This window comes from Microbacterium sp. bgisy203, assembly GCF_057706945.1.
Window position 1 is genome coordinate 39,919 of the sequence record NZ_JBYIPF010000009.1, and the last position, 18,613, is coordinate 58,531.

19 protein-coding genes and 1 pseudogene are annotated in these 18,613 nt (G+C 71.4%); 8 read left to right on the top strand and 12 right to left on the bottom strand.

What is annotated here, in order from left to right; translation table 11 throughout:
• Positions 1-102 precede the first annotated feature (102 nt).
• Positions 103-936 (bottom strand): annotated as a pseudogene (locus tag AC3ENQ_RS12345) (TrmH family RNA methyltransferase).
• A 98-nt stretch (positions 937-1,034) separates the two neighbouring features.
• Between AC3ENQ_RS12345 and AC3ENQ_RS12350 the strand changes: the two are divergent.
• Both AC3ENQ_RS12350 and AC3ENQ_RS12355 read left to right on the top strand, forming a co-directional pair.
• Positions 1,035-1,886 carry a Sir2 family NAD-dependent protein deacetylase gene (locus AC3ENQ_RS12350; protein ID WP_431805012.1) on the top strand — a complete coding sequence of 284 codons (852 nt, stop codon included), beginning with the start codon at positions 1,035-1,037 and terminating at the stop codon, positions 1,884-1,886.
• Between the two features lie 126 nt (positions 1,887-2,012).
• Positions 2,013-2,618: a histidine phosphatase family protein gene (locus AC3ENQ_RS12355; RefSeq protein ID WP_431805014.1), complete on the top strand. Its 606-nt coding sequence runs from the start codon at positions 2,013-2,015 to the stop codon at positions 2,616-2,618.
• Positions 2,619-2,643: 25 nt separating this feature from the next.
• On the opposite strand, the gene AC3ENQ_RS12360 is transcribed toward AC3ENQ_RS12355, so the two are convergent.
• Together AC3ENQ_RS12360 and AC3ENQ_RS12365 are read right to left on the bottom strand one after the other, a co-directional pair.
• Positions 2,644-3,477: an HpcH/HpaI aldolase/citrate lyase family protein gene (locus AC3ENQ_RS12360; protein WP_431805016.1), complete on the bottom strand. Its 834-nt coding sequence runs from the start codon at positions 3,475-3,477 to the stop codon at positions 2,644-2,646.
• A complete protein-coding gene (locus AC3ENQ_RS12365) occupies positions 3,474-4,670 on the bottom strand; it encodes an acyl-CoA dehydrogenase family protein (RefSeq protein ID WP_431805018.1) in 1,197 nt (398 codons plus the stop codon). Before AC3ENQ_RS12365 ends, AC3ENQ_RS12360 begins: the two co-directional genes overlap by 4 nt.
• A gap of 138 nt (positions 4,671-4,808) precedes the next feature.
• Between AC3ENQ_RS12365 and AC3ENQ_RS12370 the strand changes: the two genes are divergently transcribed.
• Positions 4,809-5,432, top strand: coding sequence for a TetR/AcrR family transcriptional regulator (locus tag AC3ENQ_RS12370; protein ID WP_431805020.1), 624 nt, complete (start codon positions 4,809-4,811; stop codon positions 5,430-5,432).
• A gap of 12 nt (positions 5,433-5,444) precedes the next feature.
• Here AC3ENQ_RS12370 and AC3ENQ_RS12375 read toward each other — a convergent pair whose 3' ends face one another.
• The 3 genes from AC3ENQ_RS12375 to AC3ENQ_RS12385 are packed head-to-tail and all read right to left on the bottom strand — an operon-like array spanning position 5,445 to position 9,126.
• The gene (locus AC3ENQ_RS12375) at positions 5,445-6,938 is read right to left on the bottom strand and encodes a dihydrolipoamide acetyltransferase family protein (RefSeq protein ID WP_431805022.1); all 1,494 of its coding nucleotides are present in this window, start codon (positions 6,936-6,938) and stop codon (positions 5,445-5,447) included.
• The gene (locus AC3ENQ_RS12380; protein WP_431805024.1) at positions 6,935-7,987 is read right to left on the bottom strand and encodes an alpha-ketoacid dehydrogenase subunit beta; all 1,053 of its coding nucleotides are present in this window, start codon (positions 7,985-7,987) and stop codon (positions 6,935-6,937) included. Before AC3ENQ_RS12380 ends, AC3ENQ_RS12375 begins: the two co-directional genes overlap by 4 nt.
• Positions 7,984-9,126 carry a thiamine pyrophosphate-dependent enzyme gene (locus AC3ENQ_RS12385; RefSeq protein ID WP_431805112.1) on the bottom strand — a complete coding sequence of 381 codons (1,143 nt, stop codon included), beginning with the start codon at positions 9,124-9,126 and terminating at the stop codon, positions 7,984-7,986. Before AC3ENQ_RS12385 ends, AC3ENQ_RS12380 begins: the two co-directional genes overlap by 4 nt.
• A 165-nt stretch (positions 9,127-9,291) precedes the next feature.
• Between AC3ENQ_RS12385 and AC3ENQ_RS12390 the strand changes: the two genes are divergently transcribed.
• Complete coding sequence (locus AC3ENQ_RS12390; protein WP_431805026.1) at positions 9,292-9,780, top strand: Lrp/AsnC family transcriptional regulator; 489 nt, start codon at positions 9,292-9,294, stop codon at positions 9,778-9,780.
• Here the strand turns inward: AC3ENQ_RS12390 and AC3ENQ_RS12395 are convergent.
• On the bottom strand, positions 9,728-10,786 hold the full coding sequence (locus AC3ENQ_RS12395; RefSeq protein ID WP_431805028.1) for a DMT family transporter: 1,059 nt from the start codon (positions 10,784-10,786) through the stop codon (positions 9,728-9,730). The genes AC3ENQ_RS12390 and AC3ENQ_RS12395 overlap by 53 nt on opposite strands.
• Before the next feature lie 55 nt (positions 10,787-10,841).
• Between AC3ENQ_RS12395 and AC3ENQ_RS12400 the strand changes: the two genes are divergently transcribed.
• Positions 10,842-11,402 carry a CGNR zinc finger domain-containing protein gene (locus AC3ENQ_RS12400; RefSeq protein WP_431805030.1) on the top strand — a complete coding sequence of 187 codons (561 nt, stop codon included), beginning with the start codon at positions 10,842-10,844 and terminating at the stop codon, positions 11,400-11,402.
• Here the strand turns inward: AC3ENQ_RS12400 and AC3ENQ_RS12405 are convergent.
• Complete coding sequence (locus AC3ENQ_RS12405; RefSeq protein WP_431805032.1) at positions 11,362-12,276, bottom strand: alpha/beta fold hydrolase; 915 nt, start codon at positions 12,274-12,276, stop codon at positions 11,362-11,364. The two genes, AC3ENQ_RS12400 and AC3ENQ_RS12405, sit on opposite strands and share 41 nt — an antisense overlap.
• Positions 12,277-12,456: 180 nt before the next feature.
• Here AC3ENQ_RS12405 and AC3ENQ_RS12410 point away from each other — a divergent pair, with 180 nt between their 5' ends.
• Positions 12,457-13,227 (top strand): exonuclease domain-containing protein, encoded by a 771-nt coding sequence (locus tag AC3ENQ_RS12410; protein WP_431805034.1) that lies wholly within the window; start codon positions 12,457-12,459, stop codon positions 13,225-13,227.
• A 33-nt stretch (positions 13,228-13,260) separates the two neighbouring features.
• On the opposite strand, the gene AC3ENQ_RS12415 is transcribed toward AC3ENQ_RS12410, so the two are convergent.
• The 4 genes from AC3ENQ_RS12415 to glgA form a co-directional block, all read right to left on the bottom strand.
• Positions 13,261-14,016 (bottom strand): hypothetical protein, encoded by a 756-nt coding sequence (locus tag AC3ENQ_RS12415; RefSeq protein ID WP_431805036.1) that lies wholly within the window; start codon positions 14,014-14,016, stop codon positions 13,261-13,263.
• 226 nt (positions 14,017-14,242) lie between these two features.
• Positions 14,243-14,494, bottom strand: a complete 252-nt coding sequence (locus AC3ENQ_RS12420) for a type B 50S ribosomal protein L31 (RefSeq protein WP_431805038.1) — start codon at positions 14,492-14,494, stop codon at positions 14,243-14,245.
• A gap of 95 nt (positions 14,495-14,589) precedes the next feature.
• Positions 14,590-15,375, bottom strand: coding sequence for an ABC transporter ATP-binding protein (locus AC3ENQ_RS12425; protein WP_431805040.1), 786 nt, complete (start codon positions 15,373-15,375; stop codon positions 14,590-14,592).
• A gap of 9 nt (positions 15,376-15,384) precedes the next feature.
• Complete coding sequence (gene glgA / locus AC3ENQ_RS12430) at positions 15,385-16,578, bottom strand: glycogen synthase (RefSeq protein ID WP_431805042.1); 1,194 nt, start codon at positions 16,576-16,578, stop codon at positions 15,385-15,387.
• Positions 16,579-16,625: 47 nt separating this feature from the next.
• Here glgA and glgC point away from each other — a divergent pair, with 47 nt between their 5' ends.
• Together glgC and serB are read left to right on the top strand one after the other, a co-directional pair.
• Complete coding sequence (gene glgC / locus AC3ENQ_RS12435; RefSeq protein ID WP_431805044.1) at positions 16,626-17,870, top strand: glucose-1-phosphate adenylyltransferase; 1,245 nt, start codon at positions 16,626-16,628, stop codon at positions 17,868-17,870.
• A 55-nt stretch (positions 17,871-17,925) separates the two neighbouring features.
• Complete coding sequence (serB, locus tag AC3ENQ_RS12440) at positions 17,926-18,561, top strand: phosphoserine phosphatase SerB (protein ID WP_431805046.1); 636 nt, start codon at positions 17,926-17,928, stop codon at positions 18,559-18,561.
• Positions 18,562-18,613 lie beyond the last annotated feature (52 nt).

Below are 18,613 nucleotides of genomic sequence, written 5' to 3' on the forward strand. Positions count from 1 at the left end.
CCCGATCGTTGAGCGACGAGCGCAGCGAGGAGTCGAAACGCCCCTGCTCGGCCGGCGCCGCGTGTCAGCGCAGTGCTCCCGCGTCAGCGCAGGGCCCACGCGTCAGCGCAGTGCCCAGAGGGCAACCGCTGCGGCGGACGCCACGTTCAGCGAGTCGACGCCGCCCGCCATCGGGATCGTGACGATCGTGTCGGCTGAGGCGAGCGCGTGCGGCGACAGCCCGTCGCCCTCGGATCCCATCACGAGCGCGACGGGGCCGGGCCGCGCCGCGGCGAACGCGTCGAGCGGCACCGCGCCGTCGGCGAGTGCGAGCGCGGCGATGTGGAGGCCCGCGTCGTGTAGCAGCGCCCGGCTCGCGGCCCAGCCGCCGGTGCCGTCGGGCGTATCCTCCGGCAGCCGCGTCCACGGCACCTGGAACACGGTGCCCATGCTCACGCGGACGCTCCGGCGGTAGAGCGGGTCGGCGCACCGAGGCGTCACGAGCACGGCATCCGCGCCGAGGCCCGCGGCGGCCCGGAAGGCCGCGCCGACGTTCGTGTGGTCGACGATGTCCTCGAGGACCAGCACGAGCCGGGCGCCGGCGACGACCTCGGACACCGGCGGCAGCACGGGCCGATGCATCGCGGCGAGCGCTCCCCGGTGCACGGCATAGCCGGTGAGGGCTTCGGCGACGGCATCCGTCACGACGTACACCGGCGCATCGCCGTCCGCTGATTCCGTCGACACGAGGGGCAGGATGCCGTCGAGTCATTTCTCCTGGACGAGCACCGACCGGGGCTCGTGGCCCGCCGCGAGGGCACGGGCGATGACCTTGGCGGACTCGGCGATGTAGAGGCCCTCGGCGGGTTCGGTGCGCCGGCGCAGGGCGACGTCGGTGAGGTCGCGGTAGTCGGACAGCCGCGGATCGGCGGGGTCGTCGATCGTGGTCACCGGCATCCCTCCATGCTCGCATGTCGCTGCGCGGACGCTGCGTAACATCCCCGAAAAGCGACGGGCGTAGGCTCGAGACAGCCGACCGGTGCGGAGGGGGTGTCATGACGACCGTGCTCGAGTTCGATGCGCAGACCGCCGCCTCCGTGGGGCGGGCGATCGACGCCCTCGCCGGCCGCCGCGTCGCGGTGCTCACCGGCGCCGGCGTCTCGACCGACTCGGGCATCCCCGACTACCGCGGCAAGGGCGCACCCACCCGGACGCCGATGACGGTGCAGCAGTTCTTCACGAGCGAGTCCGCGCGGCGGCGCTACTGGGTCGGCAGCCACCTCGGCTGGCGGGCCTTCGCGGCATCCCGCCCCAACGCCGGCCACGAGGCGCTCGCCCTCCTCGAGCGCGACGGCATCGCGACGGGCGTCATCACGCAGAACGTCGACGGTCTGCACCTGCGGGCAGGAAGCAACCGCGTCGTCGAGCTCCACGGCACGATGCGCCGCGTGCTGTGCACCCACTGCGGGCAGGTGTTCGACCGCCGCGACCTCGCGGAGCGCGTCGAGCACGACAATCCGTGGATCACGGTTCCGGATGCCGTCGAGCTCGGACCCGACGGCGACGTGCTGCCCGCCTCGAGCGAGGGCTTCGTGATCCCCGCGTGCAGCGTGTGCGGCGGGGTGCTGAAGCCCGACGTCGTCTTCTTCGGCGAGTACATCCCGGTCACGAAGTTCCAGGAGGCGGAGCAGCTGCTGGCCGCGAGCGACGCCCTGCTCGTCGCGGGTTCGTCGCTCGTCGTGAACTCCGGCATCCGCCTGCTCGATCGTGCGCGCAAGCGCAAGCTCCCCATCGTCATCGTCAACCGCGGCGAGACGCGCGGCGACGCGCGTGCGACCGTCAAGATCGACGCCGGGACGACCGAGGTGCTGCAGGCGTTCGCAACGGCCCTGCCCGCAGCGCGGTGACTTCCCTGCCCGCAGCGCGGTGACTTCCCTGCCCGCAGCGCGGTGACTTCTCTGCCCGCAGCGCGGTGACCTTCCTGCTCGCAGCGCGGTGATCTTCCTCTCAGGACGCCCGGCTACCCTCGAAGAGTGACGACCCTCCTCCTCGTGCGCCACGGCGAGACCGACTGGAACGCCGCGCGGCGCATCCAGGGCTCGACCGACATCCCCCTCAACGAGACCGGCCGCGCCCAGGCGCGCGAGACCGCCGAGATCCTGCGCGTGCGGTTCGCCGGGCTCGCACCGGTCGTCGTCTCGAGCGACCTGTCGCGCGCGAGCGAGACCGCCGAGATCATCGCCGAGGCGCTCGGCGTCGAGGGGCCGCGCACCTACCCGCAGCTGCGGGAGCGCGCGTACGGCGTCGCCGAGGGGCTCTCGATCGAGGAGTACCTCGCGCAGTACGGGACGTTCGACCGCGAGAACGTGCCCGGGGCCGAGACGACCGGGGAGCTTCGGGATCGCGCCGTCGCCGGCATCCGCCGGGTCGTCCGCGACGCGCGCCGCACCCACGCCCCGCTGGACGTCCCCGTCATCGCGGTCGCGCACGGCGCCTTCATCGGGCAGCTCATCCGGCACGCGAGCGGCGACACGCTCCCCCTTCCCGGCGAGCGGCTGGCGAACGCGTCGACGCACGAGTTCCACCTCGAACGCGACCGCCTGACGGTCCGCGCCTACGCCGCCGTGCCCATCGCCTGACGCGGGGCGCGTCTCCCCGCCCTCGCTACCCGCCCGAGCGGGCGAGGACCGAGCGCGCATGGCGCAGCACCGGCTCGTCGATCATGCGTCCCTCGTACCGGAAGACGCCCCGTTCCCCCTGCGCCGCGTTGAGCACCCCGCGCGCCCACGCGAGAGTGTCGTCGGCGGGACGGTATGCGGCGCGGATCGTCGCGACCTGACCGGGGTGGATGCAGGCGGATGCCGAGAACCCGCTCGCCGCGGCATCCTCCGCCTCCGCCCGCAGACCCCGGTCGTCGGCGATGTCGACGTGGACCGCATCGATCGCGGCGACGCCCGCCGCTCCCGCCGCGAGGAGCACCCGCGACCGCGCGGCGCGCGCGACCTCGCGGTAGCGTCCGTTCGGCTTCCGGCTGGAGGTGCCCCCGAGCGAGGCGACGAGATCCTCTGCGCCCCACATGAGCCCCACGACGTTGGACGCGGCGGCGAGTTTCTCGGCGGCGACGATTCCCCGAGCCGTCTCGCACAGGGCGATGACCTCGAAGCGCGTGTCGATGCGGAGGACCTTCTTGGGCGACTCGGCCTTCGGCAACATGATGAGGCGGTAGTCGGTCTGCGACAGCGTCGCCATGTCGGCATCGAAGTCGGGCGTGCCGAGCGCGTTCACCCGCACGATCACGCGGGACGGGTCGAGCGAGGGCACGTCGAGCGCCGCGTCGATGAGCGCACCGCGGGCGGTCGGCTTGTCGCGGGGCGCGACGGCGTCCTCGAGGTCGAGGATGACGGCATCCGCCCGCTCCGCGGCCTTCGCGTACCGGTCCGGCCGGTCGGCGGGGCAAAAGAGGAGCGCCGGTCCGAGGTCGAACGCGCCGCCGGTCACCGCGCGCCTCCATCCGCGAGCCCGAGCGCCCGGGCGATGAGGAGCAGCTGCACCTCGGTCGTGCCCTCACCGACCTCGAGGATCTTGGAATCGCGGTAGTGCCGCGCCACGGGGTACTCGTTCATGAAGCCGTTCCCTCCGAAGATCTGCGTCGCGTCGCGCGCGTTGTCCATCGCGGCGTCGGATGCCGTGAGCTTCGCGAGCGCCGCCTCGGTGCCGAACGGGCGACCGGCGTCGCGCAGGCGCGCCGCGTGCAGCCAGGCCAGTCTCGCAGTGTGGACGCGCAGCTGCATGCGCGCGAGCATGAACTGGATCGCCTGCCGCGAGCCGAGCCGCTCGCCGAACACCTGGCGCGTCTGCGCGTAGTCGACGGCGGCCTCCAGGCATCCTTCCGCCGCGCCGGTGGAGAGCGCCGCGATCGCGATGCGACCTTCGTCGAGGATGCCGAGGAAGTTCGCGAACCCGCGGCCGCGCTCGCCGAGGAGGTTCGCCTCGGGCACGCGCGCGCCGGTGAAGGTGAGGGGGTGCGTGTCGGACGCGTGCCAGCCGACCTTGTCGTAGGCGGGTCCGACCTCGAACCCCGTGGTGCCGTTCGGGACGATGATCGTGGAGATCTCGGGGCGCTCGGCGCCGTCCATGCCGGTGCGCGATCCGGTGACGGCGGTCACCGTCACGAAGCGGGTGATCGACGTGCCCGAGTTCGTGATGAACTGCTTCGCGCCATCGACGACCCATTCCCCGTCGTCGAGGCGGGCGGTGGTGCGAGTGGCTCCGGCATCCGACCCCGCCTCGGGCTCGGTGAGACCGAAGCCGGCGAGGGCGCGCCCGGCGAGGAGGTCGGGGAGGAGTTCGCCCTTCTGGGCCTCGGTGCCGAAGCGGAAGACCGGCATGGCGCCGAGGCTGACGCCGGCCTCGAGGGTGATCGCGATCGACTGATCGACGCGCCCGAGCGCTTCGATCGCGAGGCCGAGCGCGACGTAGTCGCCGCCCTGGCCCCCGATTTCCTCGGGGAACGGCAGGCCGAACAGGCCCAGCTCCCCCATCGCGTGGACCAGCGGGATCGACAGCGTCTTGGTGCGGTCCGCCTCGTACGCCTGCGGTGCGACCTGCTCGTCGGCGAACGCGCGCACGAGGTTCGCGAGCTCGAGATGGTCGTCGTCGAGCTCGTACGTCGACAGGTCGATCACGCTCATCACATCTCCTTCGATGTGTCCTTCGATGTGCCGCAGTCACGATCCGATCACAGGTGCGATCGCCAGGATCTCGCACGCCGCGACGTCGGGTTAGTGTTCCGTCACCGGATGCTCCCAGGTTAGCGAGGATTAACTGGAATGACAACGAACGGTCGCGACGAGTCCTCCCGCTCGTTCGGCACCGAGCGCGAACGCGCCAAGGCCGAACGCCACGACGCGCTGCTGCGCGAAGCGGCCCGGCTGTTCGCGGCGGATGGCTTCGACGGCGTGAGCCTCGAGGACATCGGGGCGTCCGTCGGCATCACGGGACCGGCGGTCTACCGGCACTTCGCAAGCAAGCGGACCCTGCTCGGCGAGATCCTGAGCGCCGCGAGCGAGGACCTCCTCGACGGAGGGCGCCGCGTCGTCGCGACCGAGGACGATCCGGCGCAGCAGCTGCGCGAGCTCATCGACTTCCACGTCGAGTTCGCCCTCTCCGACGCCGATGTCATCCGCGTGCACGATCGTGAGCTCCGCCACCTCTCCGAGGACGACCGGCACCGCGTGCGGCGCCTCCAGCGCGAGTACGTCGACCTGTGGACCGCGACCCTCGCGCGCCTGCACCCCGACCGATCGGCCACCGACCTGCGAGTGCGCGCGCACGCCGGTTTCGGCCTCATCAACTCCACGCCCCACTCGGTGCGCGACGCGGGAGACGAGACGGATGCCCACGTGCACGACATCCTCGCCGACATGGCCTTCGCAGCGCTCGCCGCGCACTGACCGGCGCCCCCGTCACACGAGCAGAAGAGCGCGTCCGGGGTCGCGCAGGATGTCGCCGACCGCCGCGAGGAAGCGCGCGCCCTGCTCCCCGTCGACGAGCCGGTGGTCGAACGACAGGCCGAGGGTCATCACGTCGCGCAGGGCGATCTCGCCGGCGTGCTCCCACGGGCGCCGGCGGACGGCTCCGACGCCGAGGATTCCGGCCTCGGGCGGATTGAGGATCGGCGTGCCCGCATCGATCCCGAACGTGCCGAAGTTGGTGATCGAGAACGTCCCGCCCGTGAGCGCGGCCGGCGTCGCGCGCCCCGCCCGTGCCGTGTCGGTGAGGTCGCGGATCGCGTCGGCGAGCGCGGCGAGTCCGAGCCGGTCGGCGTCGTCGATGTGCGGCACGACGAGTCCGCGGTCGGTCGCCGCTGCGATGCCGAGGTTCACGTAGTGGTGCTGGACGATCTCCCCGGCCTCCTCGTCCCACCGCGAGTTGAGCGACGGCTCGGCGTGAAGCGCGAGGCACACCGCCTTCGCGACGACCGCGAGGATGCCGATGCGGTGCTCCGCGAGGCGCGGGTCGCTCCGCAGTCGCGCGACGAGCGCCGTCGTCTCGGTGACGTCGACCTCGAGGAAGCACGTGACGTGCGGGGCGGTGAAGGCGCTTCGCACCATCGCGGCGGCGGTCGCTTTGCGCACCCCCCGGATGGGCATCCGCGTCTCGCGAGGCCCCGCGTGGGGGCGTGAGACCGGCGGCAGGGTAGACGCACCGGCTGACGCGTCCGCGGGCGCCCCTGCGGATGCCGCGGTCAGCCGCTCGGCGAACCGATCGACGTCCTCGCGGCGGATGATCCCGGTCGCGCCCGATGCGTCGACGAGGGCGAGGTCGATCCCGCGCTGCTTCGCATACAGGCGGACGGGCGGGGTCGAACGCGGGCGCTCGCGGCGCGCGTCACCGGCATCCTCACCGCCGTCGGCAGCGCCGCCCTCGGCCAGCACGTCGTGCGGCGCCGCTTCGCGCACCGCCGCATCGGCCGCGACGAGGGGCCGTCTGCCCGCGATGCGTGCGCGTCGCTGCGGCCGCCCCGTGCCGCGGGGCGCCGCGCCATAGCCGACGAGGTTCGGGAGCGCGACGTCGGCATCCTCCTCGGTCGAGGCCGGTGCCGCTCCCTCGGCATCGTCCTCCTCGCTCGCGGCCGACCCGACCCCCTCGACCCCCTCGGCCGACCCGACCCCACCGGGCGCGTCGACGTCGTCGGCCGGCCCGGCATCGCCGTCACCCGAGGGCACGTCGATGTCGATGAGCGAACCGCCCACGTCGACGACGTCGCCGGCATCGGCGTGGAGTCGGCGGACCACCCCGGCGAACGGGGAGGGCAGTTCGACGATGGCCTTCGCGGTCTCGACCTCGGCGATCGGCTGGTTGAGCGTGACCGGGTCGCCCTCGGCGACCAGCCACTGGACGATCTCGGCGTCGGGAAGTCCCTCGCCGAGGTCGGGCAAGCGGAACTCGGCGATCACAGGGCCACCTCCGACAGGCTGTTCGGACGGTCGAGGACGCGGTCGACGGCGTCGAGGATCCGGTCGAGGTCGGGCACGTGGTGACGCTCGAGCTTCGCGGGCGGATAGGGGATGTCGTGGCCCGTGACGCGCACGGGCGGCGCCTCCAGGTGGTGGAAGCACTGCTCGGTGATGCTCGCGATCACCTCCGCGCCCACACCCGCCTCACCTCCGGCCTCGTGCGTGACGACGACGCGGCCGGTCTTGCGGACGGATGCCGACACGGTGCGGTAGTCGACCGGCGAGAGCGACCGGAGGTCGATCACCTCGATCGAGATGCCGTCGTCCTCGGCGGCGGTCGCGGCGTCGAGAGCGGTGACGACCTGTGCGCCGTAGGTGACGAGGGTCACGTCGGTGCCCTCGCGGACGACGCGGGCGAGCCCCATCGGGGGCGCGTCGGCGAGGTCCGCGCCGAGGTCGATCTCGCCTTCCGCACCCGTGAAGCGGTGGTGGTAGAGCCGCTTCGGCTCGAAGAAGACGACCGGGTCGTCGCTCGCGATCGCCTGCTGCAGCACCGTGTAGGCATCCCGCGGGTTCGACACGGCGACCACGCGGAGCCCGGCCGTGTGGACGAAGTACGCCTCGGGCGATTCGGAGTGGTGCTCGGCGGCGCCGACGCCGCCCGCCCACGGGATCCGGATCGTGATCGGCATTCTCACCTGTCCGCGCGTGCGGTAGTGGAGCTTCGCGACCTGGCAGACGATCTGGTCGAACGCCGGGTAGACGAACCCGTCGAACTGGATCTCGACGACGGGACGGAAGCCGCGGTACGCGAGCCCGACGGCGGTGCCGACGATGCCCGATTCGGCCAGCGGCGTGTCGATGACGCGCCCTGCGCCGAACTCGTCGAGGAGCCCGTCGGTGATGCGGAAGACGCCGCCGAGGCGCCCGACATCCTCCCCCATGACGACGACGCGGTCATCGCGCGCCATCGCGGAGCGGAGCCCGGCGGTCAGCGCTTTGCCCATCGACAGGCGCGTCGTCCCGGTCGTCCCGGTCGTGGCGGTCATCGTGCGACCCCCTCGCCGGCGGCGGCATTGTCGTCTGCGAAACCGTGGAGGTACGCGGCGAACCTCTCGCGTTGCCGGTCGATGCCGCTGTGCTGCCCGGCGTAGACGTCGTCGAACACCTCGATCGGCGGGCGGCTCTGCGCCGTGATGGCCGCCGCGCGCATCGCCGCCGCGAGTCGGTCGCCGTCGGCGGCCACCTCCGCGGCGAAGGCATCGTCGAACTGCCCCGCCCGGCGGAGATACGCCTCGAGACGCGTCAGCGGGTCGCGGGCGCGCCACGCCTCGACCTCCGCCGCGTCGCGGTAGCGGGAGGGATCGTCGGATGTCGTGTGCGGACCCATCCGGTAGGTCACGGCCTCGATGAACGCCGGTCCCTCGCCCGACCGGGCACGAGCGAGCGCCCAGCGCATCGCCGCGGTGCACGCGAGCGCGTCGTTGCCGTCGACGCGGAGACTCGGGATGCCGAAGCCCGGCGCCCGGCCCGCGATGGGGAACCGCGACTGCACCGTCACCGGCTCGGAGATCGCCCACTGGTTGTTGGAGCAGACGAAGACGACCGGCGCCGAGAACGACGACGCGAACACCATCGCCTCGTTCACGTCGCCCTGACTCGTCGCCCCGTCGCCGAAGTACGCGACCGAGACCTCGTCGCCGCCGTCGCGCTGGATGCCCATGGCATACCCGACCGCGTGAAGAGTCTGGGCGCCGATGATGATCTGGGGTGAGGCGACCCGCAGTGCGTGCGGATCGAAGGTCGCGTGCACTTCGCCGCGCCAGCCGAGGACGAGGTCGGCGGCGTTCGCGCCGCGCACGATCAGGATGCCGAGCTCCCGGTAGCTCGGGAAGAGGAAGTCGCCCAGGCTGCAGGCGCGGGCGCTCGCGACCTGGATCGCCTCCTGGCCCTGCGCGGGCGCCCAGAGCCCCAGGTGCCCCTGACGCTGGAGAGCGACGCCCTCGGCATCCGCCCGCCGCGTCAGCGCCATGTCGCGGTAGACCGGTCGGAGGGCGGCCGCGTCGAGGCCGTCGGCCCAGGCATCCAGCCTGTCGTCCGACACGCGCTCGCCGGCCGGCGTGAGCAGCTGCGCGGGCATCTCGGTGCCCGTCTCGTGGGGGGTGGTCAGGGTGTGCATCGTCGTCATCCCTTCGGGGGGCCGCGGCGTCTTGTGGACACCGCCGCGTCCGGTCACCGGCCTCGTCGCCGGTCCCCCGAGGCTACGGCGGGATCGCACGTCGCTCAAGCATTCGGCTCGGCGTTGAGCATGTTGCGCAACATGGCGCCCCACTGCCTGCTAACATCTCGCACTATGGGACCTCTGGACCGTGTCGACCTCGAACTGCTCAGCGCCTTGGCCGACGATCACCGCGCGACCGTCGTCGCTCTCGCCGACCGGCTCGGACTTTCGCGCAACACGGTGCAGGCGCGCATGCTTCGTCTCGAGCGGGCCGGCGTCTTCCAGTCGTTCGAGCGCGCCATGTCGCCGGCGGCGCTCGGGCTTCCGATCGAGGCGATGGTGAGCGTCGTCGTCCGGCAGGCAGACATCCCGCGCATCACGGCGGCGATCGCGGAGATCCCCGAGGTCATCCAGGCGCACGGGCTGAGCGGTCAGATCGACCTGCTCGTGCGCGTCGCCGCCCGTGACACGCAGCACCTCTTCGACGTCGACGCGCGCATCCTCTCGATCGAGGGCGTCGAGCGCACCGAGACCTCCCTCGTCATGGGCGAGGTGATCGGGTACCGCGTCAAGCAGATTCTCGAGGGAGCTCACCGGGAATCGGCTCGATCGGAAGAGTGACCGCCGCCGCGGCGAGGTCGTCCCGTGCTTCCGTCGCATCGAGTCGCACCAGCATGACACCGGCAAGGAGCACCGCACCTCCGACGAACTGGACCGGCCCCGGCGTCTCGGCGAGCAGCAGCCACGCGAACCCGAGGGCGAAGAGCACTTCGCTCAGCCCGACGAACGACGCGAGCCGCGAGCCGATGCGCGGCACCGCCATGACCCCGAGCGCGTAGCCGAGGGTCGTCCCGACCGCGCCGACCCACAGAAGCGCGAGGATGCCGGGCACCTCCACGCCGCGGAACGCGACGGTCACGACCGGTGCCGAGAACGGGATCACGCCCGCCGCGGCGACGAGACCCATGAACGCCGCGCCGACGAGGAGGCCCCCGGCCGCGAGCGCGAGGGGAGGGAGGTCGTCGCCGGTGCGCTCGCTCATCACGAAGTAGACGCACACCGTGACGGCGGCGCCGAGCGCGAGGAGCGTGCCGAGCAGGTCGAACCGCGCGCCGGAGACGTCGACGACGAGCACGAGTCCGACGATCGCGACGACGGATCCGACGATGACGAGGCGCGAGGGTGCGCGGCGCGTGCGCAGCCACACGAAGCCGACGAGGAGCACGGGGGCGAGGTACTGGATGAGGAGGGCGACGGCAACCGGCATCCGCTGCATGGCCGAGAAGAAGAGCAGCTGGCACCCCGCGACGGGGATGAGGCCGAATGCGAGCAGCGCCCGCCAATGGCGGCGGAGGAACGCGCGCTCGCGGCGGACGGCGCGCACGAGCGCAGGAGAGAGGATGAGGCCCGCGAGTCCCATGCGGACAATGAGGGCGGCCGAGAGGGACCAGCCCGCCTCGAGGAGGGGCTTCACCAGCGGACCGCTCGACGAGAAGGCGAGTGCCGAGACGACGGCCGTCACGAGGCCGGATGCTGCCGCGGATGGAGCGGGTCGCGCGATCGCCGGCATCGGTGCGGATGCGATGATCGGAAGAGAAGCGGTGTTCGTCACCGGCGGTCCTGTCATGAGTGAACGATGCCTACACTGGTGACAGTAGCGCCGCCCCACGTCAGGAGTCAACATGGTCTTCATCCATGACACCGAGATGTCGCTGCGCGCTGCGGCCGCTCTCGTCAACACCCTCCCCGAGACCGACACGGAGGGCGTCGACCGCCTCGTCACGCAGGAGGATTTCGACGCCTATCTCGACGAGTACGCCTACACCGGCACGTTCCATCGCGACGACGACGAGCTCGCCGCCGTCCGCGCCAACCGCCCGCGGCTGCGGGAGCTGTGGGACGTCGACCGCGACGGGGCGGTGCCGCTCGTGAACGCGATGCTCCGTGACGGCCACGCCCTCCCCCAGCTCGTGATCCACGACGAGTTCGACTGGCACATCCACGCCACCGAGCCCGACGCGCCGCTGTCGGTGCGCATGCTCGTCGAATCGGCGATGGCGTTCGTCGACGTCATCCGCTCCGACCAGTGGGACCGCGTGCGTATCTGCGAGGCCGACGACTGCGAGTCGGTGTACGTCGACTTCTCGAAGAACGGATCGAAGCGCTATTGCGATACCGGCAACTGCGGCAACCGCATGAACGTCATCGCGTATCGGCGCCGGAAGGCCGAAGAAAGCGCCTGATCTCGGATGCCGCGCGCGCGGGCGTCTCGTAATGGATGAGGTGACCCACCGCCGGGATCTCGACGAGCTCCGCTTCGGGGAAGAGCGTCTGTAGGTGCCGCTCGGCCTCGATCGGGGTGATGTCGTCCTTCTCCGCCGCGATCAGGAGCGTCGGCTGCGCGATGTCGGGGGCGAAGCGGCGGACGTCGTTCGACACCGACGTGACGAAGCCCTCGTGCAGCACGTCGCGGTCGCCGAACAGGGAGAAGTAGCGATCGTGCTGGTCGTGGATGAACGCCCGGAGCGCCTTGTCGCGCGTCTTCGCCATCGACGCGCTCATCACCCGCACGATGAGGGGGTTGCGCAGCAGCGCGTCGCCGAGGGGCTTCGGCAGGCGCGCGCCCGCCCAGTAGTAGAAGACGGCGAGGCGGGTCAGGATGCCGCGGGGCCCTTCGAGCGCCGGCGCTCCGATCGGGTTCACGAGGATCACCTGCGGCGTCTGGAGGCCGCCCGCAACGGCGGCCGACACGACGATCGAGCCGAACGAATGCCCGAGCACCGGAGCGCCGGGCGCGACGGCCGCGGCGAAGTCCGAGAGCCACGCCGCGTAGGCGTCGAGGGTGTGCTCCGCGTAGGCGCCACCCGCGGCGCGGAGCGGCGGGGTCTCGCCGAAGCCGGGAAGATCGGGCGAGATGACGCGGATGCCGTCGAGGTGCGCGACGACGGGCTCGAGCCCGTGGTGGTCGCCCCGGTAGCCGTGGACCATGAGCAGCGTCTCGGGCGCCTCGGCGTCTCCGTAGACCCAGTACGCCGTCGGGCCGCCCGGAAGATCCGCCGTCCGCCGTTCGACCGGGATCTCGGCGAGACGGGCGGCGTACGGAGAGGGCGCGGTCACCGTTCGAGTCTACGAGCGTCGGTCGCCCGCGCCGGCGGGGCCGACACAACTCAGGCAGAACGACGCGTCTCGAGCCCGGGAGGCGCGCGGTGCGCGGTTCTGCCTGAGTTGTGTACGCGCTCTCCGCCACATGCGCGTGGCGGGGCGGCGATGTCGGACGGTGCGCATACCGTCGGTGGCATGGACCACTGGCAGCCGCTCCCGCTGTGGGAGGACGAACCCCTCGCCCCCTCCGCGGCGGAGCCGAGCACGTCGTCAGCCGCTCCCCCGTCGTGGGCGGATGCCGTCGGCGTCTTCGACCTCGAGACGACCGGCGTCGACGTCACGACCGATCGCGTCGTCACGGCGCACGTGGGACTTCTCGGACCCGACGGCTCGGCGCGCATGTCGCGGTCGTGGCTCGCCGACCCGGGCGTCGAGATCCCCGCGGGCGCGACCGCGGTCCACGGCATCACGACGGAGCACGCTCGCACCCACGGGCGGCCTGCTGCGGAGGTCATCGCCGAGGTCGTGGCGGAGCTGAGGGCCCTGTTCGCCGCAGGCATCCCGGTCGTCGCCTACAATGCCCCGTACGATTTCTCGCTGCTCAAGTACGAGGCGCTCCGCCATGGCGTCGCACCCATCGACGATCCGTCGCCGGTCATCGATCCGCTCGTGCTCGACAAGGCCCACGACCGCTACCGCAAGGGCAAGCGGACCCTCGAGGTCGTGGCGGCCCACTACGCCGTGCCGCTCGTGGGCGCCCACGACGCCGCCGCGGACGCGATCGCCGCGGGGCGGGTGGCTCAGGCACTCGCACGCCGCTTCGAGCTCACCGGTCCCGTCGGCGAGCTCCACACGCAGCAGATCGGCTGGGCCCGGGCACAGGCCGAGAGCCTTACCGAGTACTTCATCCGCGTCGGCAGGATCGACCCCGAAGAGAAGCTCGACGGCAGCTGGCCGATCCGCTGAAGCCGTCGGCTCCGGCGGATCGCCGCGGAGTGGTCAGCGAGCCGTGACCTCGCGCGTGACGACGACGGAGCCCGAGTAGGGACGCGCGTGGACGGTCACCGTGATCTCGCTCTCGGTTCCCGCCCCACCGCCGTCATCGACGTGCATCTGCGTGAACCCCCACATCAGCTGGAGTCCCTCGGACTTCGCGACCGCCGTGTCGTCGCATGCGAGGGATGCCGTACCGAAGCCGTCGCTCGAGATGCAAGTCACCTCTCCGCCCTGCTGGGTGCCCCACCACACGGTCATGCCCTCGACCGCGGCGAGGAGAGAGACCCCGCCGGCGTCCCACGTGTTCTGCTTCTCAACGCGCGCTCGCGCCTCCGCCACCGTCTGAGCGGTCACCGAGTCGTCGACGAACGGCGCAGTGCTGCGCGGACCCGCTGAGGCGACCCCCGCGGCGTAGGCGCCGATCGCCGCGATCACGACGACGACCACGCCGGCGGCGATCCACACGAGCCGCCGACCCCACCTCGCCGAGGCGCGACGGGGCTCGGCGTCGGCCTCCGCTCCGTCGTCGCCCCGGGTGGACGAGGGGATGCCGTCTGCGACCGGCTCCTCCGACGCCTCGGACTCGGAGTGCGGGGAGCCCGCGCCCAGCGGAGAGGCCCTGCGCTCACGCTGCTCCAGTTCGCTGAGGCGCGCAGCCTCGGCATCCGTCAAGGCGCCGTCTGGCGAGCGCCCGTACGCACGGGCGCGCAGCGCGGCGAGCTCGTCGTCGGCGATCGCTCGGTCGGCGGGTGACGTCACGCGTTCAGCATGCCACGCGCATACGACCGCACAGCGCCGAGCGCCTCACGCCGCGTCGCGTCGACTCGCGCGTGCCGACACCCGCGTGCCGGGATTTGTCGGTATGCCGGCGTCATGGCGACAGAACTCGGCACCTGCATGCATCTCGCCCCTCCGCCTCACCGGGAAACGCTCACCCGGAAACGACAAAAGCCCCGCCGAAGCGGGGCTTTCGGGGACGCGAAGATTACTTCGAGCCGAAGTTCTTGAAGCGCTGGTTGAACTTCTCGACGCGACCGGCCGAGTCCATGATGCGCTGCTTGCCCGTGTAGAACGGGTGCGACGAGGACGAGATCTCGACGTCGATGACCGGGTAGGTCACGCCGTCCAGCTCGATCGTCTTGTCGCTCGTGACCGTCGAACGGGTGAGGAAGGTGTCGCCGGAACCGAGGTCGCGGAACACGACAGCCTGGTACTCGGGGTGGATGTCAGTCTTCATGGGATTCCTTACGTGGTGCCCTGGATTTTGCCAGGGCGAGGGAAGTCTGCGGTGCGTGGGACTCGGGTGGCCGAGTGCACCAAAGAGCGATTCTATCAGGCCGTGGCGCGCGCGGCGAACCGGCCGTCGTCGGCGGTGAGCGCGATCGGCATTCCGAACGTCTCCGACAGGTTCTCTGCGGTGAGCGTCTCCTCGAGCGGCCCCGCCGCGACGACGGCGCCCTCGCGCAGCAGCAGGACGTGCGTGAACCCGACGGGGATCTCCTCGACGTGGTGCGTCACCATCACCATCGCCGGCGTCGTCGGCGCCTGTGCGTATCCGCTGAGCAGCCCGAGCAGCTCCTCACGCGCGCCGAGGTCCAGGCTCGCGCTCGGCTCGTCGAGCAGCAGCAGCTCGGGGTCGGTCATGACGGCGCGCGCGATCTGCACGCGCTTCTGCTCCCCGTCCGACAGCGTGCCGAAGGCCCGGTCGGCGAGGTGGTCGAGCTTCCACTCGGCGAGCACGCGCCGCGCGCGACGCTCGTCGATCTGCTCGTACTCCTCGTTCCAGCGGCCGAGGACGGAGAACGCCGCGGTCAGCACGACATCGAGCACGGTCTCCTCGGGCGGCACGCGCCGGGCCATCGCCGACGAGGCGAACCCGATGCGAGGACGCAGCTCGAAGACATCCGTCCGCCCCAGCTCCTCACCGAGCACGGTCACGGTCCCCGACGTCGGGTGCAGGAGCGTCGCCGCAAGCTGCAGGATCGTGGTCTTGCCGGCACCGTTGGGGCCGAGGATCACCCAGCGCTGATCGTCGCCGACGCTCCAGTCCACGTGATCGACGATGTTGCGAGCGTTGCGACGGACGACGACGTCGGTGAAATCGAGGGCCTGGGACATGCACTCAGCCTATCGAGTGGATCGCGACACCTCGCGGTAGAGCGCCTCCGTGGCGTCGGCGACCGCCTGCCAGCTGAACTCCGTCGCGGCCCGCTCGCGCCCGGCCTCGCCGTACGTCTGCGCGCGCTCGGGGTCGGTGACGACCTCGGTGAGGGTCGCCGCGAGATCGGCGACGAAGCGGTCGGGGTCGGTGGGTGTGCCGGTGCCGTCCTGCACCTGGTCGATCGGCACGAGCCGGCCGGTCACCCCGTCGACGACGACCTCGGGGATGCCTCCGGTCGCCGTCCCGACGACCGCCGCACCGCACGCCATCGCCTCGAGGTTCACGATGCCGAGAGGCTCGTAGATGCTCGGGCAGACGAACGTCGTCGCGGCGGTGAGGATCGCGCACAGCTGGTCGCGTTGCAGGAATTCGTCGATCCAGACGACGCCCGACCGCTGCGCCTGGAGGTCGCGGACGAGTCCCTCGACCTCCGCCATGATCTGGGGCGTGTCGGGGGCCCCGGCGCAGAGGACGACCTGGACGTCCTGGGGCAGGAGAGCCGCAGCGCGGAGGAAATACGGCAGGCCCTTCTGGCGCGTGATGCGCCCGACGAAAACGACCGACGGCCGCTCGGGGTCGATGCCGTAACGCTCCAGAAGCTCCGGGTCGCTCTGCGGGTGCCAGGCATCCACATCGATGCCGTTGTAGATGACCCGGACCTTCTCGGGGTCGAGGCCGGGGTAGCTGCGGAGGATGTCGCGACGCATGCCGTTGCTCACCGCGACGACGGCCGCGGCACCCTCATACGCCGTCTTCTCGATGTAGCTCGACACCGCGTACCCGCCGCCCAGCTGCTCGGCCTTCCACGGGCGGAGCGGCTCGAGGGAGTGCGCGGTGACGATGTGCGGGATGCCGTGGAGGAGCGACGCCAGGTGGCCGGCGAAGTTCGCATACCAGGTGTGCGAGTGGACGACGTCGGCCCCGGCGACGTCCCCGACGATCTCCAAGTCAACACCGAGCGTCTGAACGGCGGGGTTCGCCGTGTCGAGCTCCACCGGCACGGGATACGCGGTCGTGTCGACCTCATCGCGAGGCGCGCCGAAGGCGCGCACCTGCACCTCGATGCTCCGCCGCAACGCCCGGACGAGCTCGGTCACGTGGACGCCTGCGCCTCCGTAGATCTCCGGTGGATATTCCTTCGTGACGATGTCGACGCGCATGCCTCGAACGGTAGTACAAGCGCAGACGGGGGGCATAGTGTGGGCACATGCCTGCAGCGCCGAAGGTCTTCGGAATCATCCTCGCCGGCGGCGAGGGCAAGCGCCTCATGCCTCTGACGGAGGACAGGGCGAAACCGGCCGTGCCCTTCGGGGGGCAGTACCGGCTGATCGACTTCGCCATCTCCAACCTGATCAACTCGGGGCTGCGCCAGATCGTCGTGCTGACGCAGTACAAGTCGCACAGCCTCGACCGGCACATCTCGCAGACCTGGCGGATGTCCGCCCTCCTCGACTCCTACGTCGCGTCCGTGCCCGCGCAGCAGCGCCTCGGCAAGCGGTGGTTCTCGGGCTCCGCCGACGCGATCCTGCAGTCGCTCAACCTCATTCAGGACGAGAATCCCGACATCGTCGTCGTCATCGGCGCCGACCACGTCTACCGCATGGACTTCCGTCAGATGCTCGCGGCGCACATCGAATCCGGCGCGAAGGCGAGTGTCGCCGGCATCCGACAGCCGATCTCGCAGGCGAACCAGTTCGGCGTCATCGACGTCGACCCCGCCGACGGAATCACGATCCGCGACTTCCTCGAGAAGCCGCAGGATCCGGAAGGTCTCCCCGACAGCCCGGGAGAGGTGCTCGCCTCGATGGGCAACTACATCTTCGACGCCGACGCGCTGATCGAGGCGGTCGAGGCCGACGGCGAGCTCCCGACCTCCGACCACGACATGGGTGGCGACATCATCCCCTACTTCGTCGGACGCGGGGATGCCGTCGTGTACGACTTCAAGCGCAACGACGTGCCGGGGTCGACCGATCGCGACCGCGACTACTGGCGCGACGTGGGAACGCTGGACTCGTTCTTCGACGCCCACATGGATCTCATCTCGACGCTGCCGATCTTCAACCTCTACAACGTCGACTGGCCGATCCACTCGCAGGCGATCAACTCGCCGCCGGCGAAGTTCGTCCGCGACAGCGTCGGGCGCATGGGGAACGCGATCGATTCGATCGTCTCCCTCGGCTCGGTGCTGTCGGGCACGCACCTCGAGCGCTCCGTCGTGGGCCCCTGGACCCTCTCGGCGGGCGGATCGACCATCACCGACTCGGTGCTGTTCGACCACGTCGACGTCGGCGCCGGCGCGCGCGTCCACCGCGCGATCCTCGACAAGAACGTCGTGCTCGAAGCGGGCGCGACGGTCGGCGTCGACCGCGCCCTCGACGTCGCGCGCGGCTTCACAGTCACCGACAGCGGCATCACGGTCGTCGGGAAGAACACGCGCGTCGCGCGGTGAACACGCACGGATCGGTAGGCACGGACCGGTAGGCACGGGCGGGTAGGTTGGTCGGGTGCCTGACGCCCGCTTCCTCGTGGTTTTCGACGCCGATTCGACCCTCCTCCGCAACGAGGTCATCGAGCTCATCGCCGCCGAAGCGGGGCGCGGACCGGAGGTCGCCGCGGCGACAGAAGCCGCGATGCGCGGCGAGGTCGACTTCGCCACGAGCCTGCGCTCGCGCGTGGAGGCGCTCGCGGGCGTGCCGGTGGCGGCGTTCGAGCGGGTCCTCGCGCGCGTCGAGCCGACCCCGGGTGCGGTGGAGCTGATCACCGCGATCCATGAGCGCGGGGGTGTCGCCGCCGTCGTGTCGGGAGGGTTCCACGAGATCCTCGACGCGGTCGCGCCGGCCCTCGGGCTCGACCGTTGGCGCGCGAACCGACTGACGGTCGTGGGAGACGCCCTCGCCGGGACGGTCGAGGGAGAGATCGTGGATGCCGCCGGCAAGGCGACCGCGCTCGGCGCGTGGGCGGCGGAGTTCGGCGTTCCCCTCCGTCGCACGATCACCGTCGGCGACGGCGCGAACGACCTCCTCATGATGGCGCAGGCGGGTCTCGGAATCGCGTTCAACGCGAAGCCCGCCGTCCGCGCGCGCGCCGACCTCGTGGTGGGTCCGGTCGACCTCCGCGAACTGATCCCCCTGCTCCCCTGACGTCCGCGTCGCGACCGCTGAGCGAGCGCAGCGAGTCGAAACACCGCACCCC

Bases quoted from the DNA above. Each gene is read 5' to 3' on its own strand.
- glgC (WP_431805044.1), top strand. From the start codon at position 16,626: ATGCCTGCAGCGCCGAAGGTCTTCGGAATCATCCTCGCCGGCGGCGAG.
- AC3ENQ_RS12370 (WP_431805020.1), top strand. From the start codon at position 4,809: ATGACAACGAACGGTCGCGACGAGTCCTCCCGCTCGTTCGGCACCGAG.
- AC3ENQ_RS12385 (WP_431805112.1), bottom strand. From the start codon at position 9,126: ATGACGACGATGCACACCCTGACCACCCCCCACGAGACGGGCACCGAG.
- AC3ENQ_RS12425 (WP_431805040.1), bottom strand. From the start codon at position 15,375: ATGTCCCAGGCCCTCGATTTCACCGACGTCGTCGTCCGTCGCAACGCT.
- AC3ENQ_RS12365 (WP_431805018.1), bottom strand. From the start codon at position 4,670: ATGAGCGTGATCGACCTGTCGACGTACGAGCTCGACGACGACCATCTC.
- AC3ENQ_RS12380 (WP_431805024.1), bottom strand. From the start codon at position 7,987: ATGACCGCCACGACCGGGACGACCGGGACGACGCGCCTGTCGATGGGC.
- AC3ENQ_RS12350 (WP_431805012.1), top strand. From the start codon at position 1,035: ATGACGACCGTGCTCGAGTTCGATGCGCAGACCGCCGCCTCCGTGGGG.
- AC3ENQ_RS12395 (WP_431805028.1), bottom strand. From the start codon at position 10,786: ATGACAGGACCGCCGGTGACGAACACCGCTTCTCTTCCGATCATCGCA.
- AC3ENQ_RS12410 (WP_431805034.1), top strand. From the start codon at position 12,457: ATGGACCACTGGCAGCCGCTCCCGCTGTGGGAGGACGAACCCCTCGCC.
- AC3ENQ_RS12390 (WP_431805026.1), top strand. From the start codon at position 9,292: ATGGGACCTCTGGACCGTGTCGACCTCGAACTGCTCAGCGCCTTGGCC.
- AC3ENQ_RS12420 (WP_431805038.1), bottom strand. From the start codon at position 14,494: ATGAAGACTGACATCCACCCCGAGTACCAGGCTGTCGTGTTCCGCGAC.
- AC3ENQ_RS12400 (WP_431805030.1), top strand. From the start codon at position 10,842: ATGGTCTTCATCCATGACACCGAGATGTCGCTGCGCGCTGCGGCCGCT.
- glgA (WP_431805042.1), bottom strand. From the start codon at position 16,578: ATGCGCGTCGACATCGTCACGAAGGAATATCCACCGGAGATCTACGGA.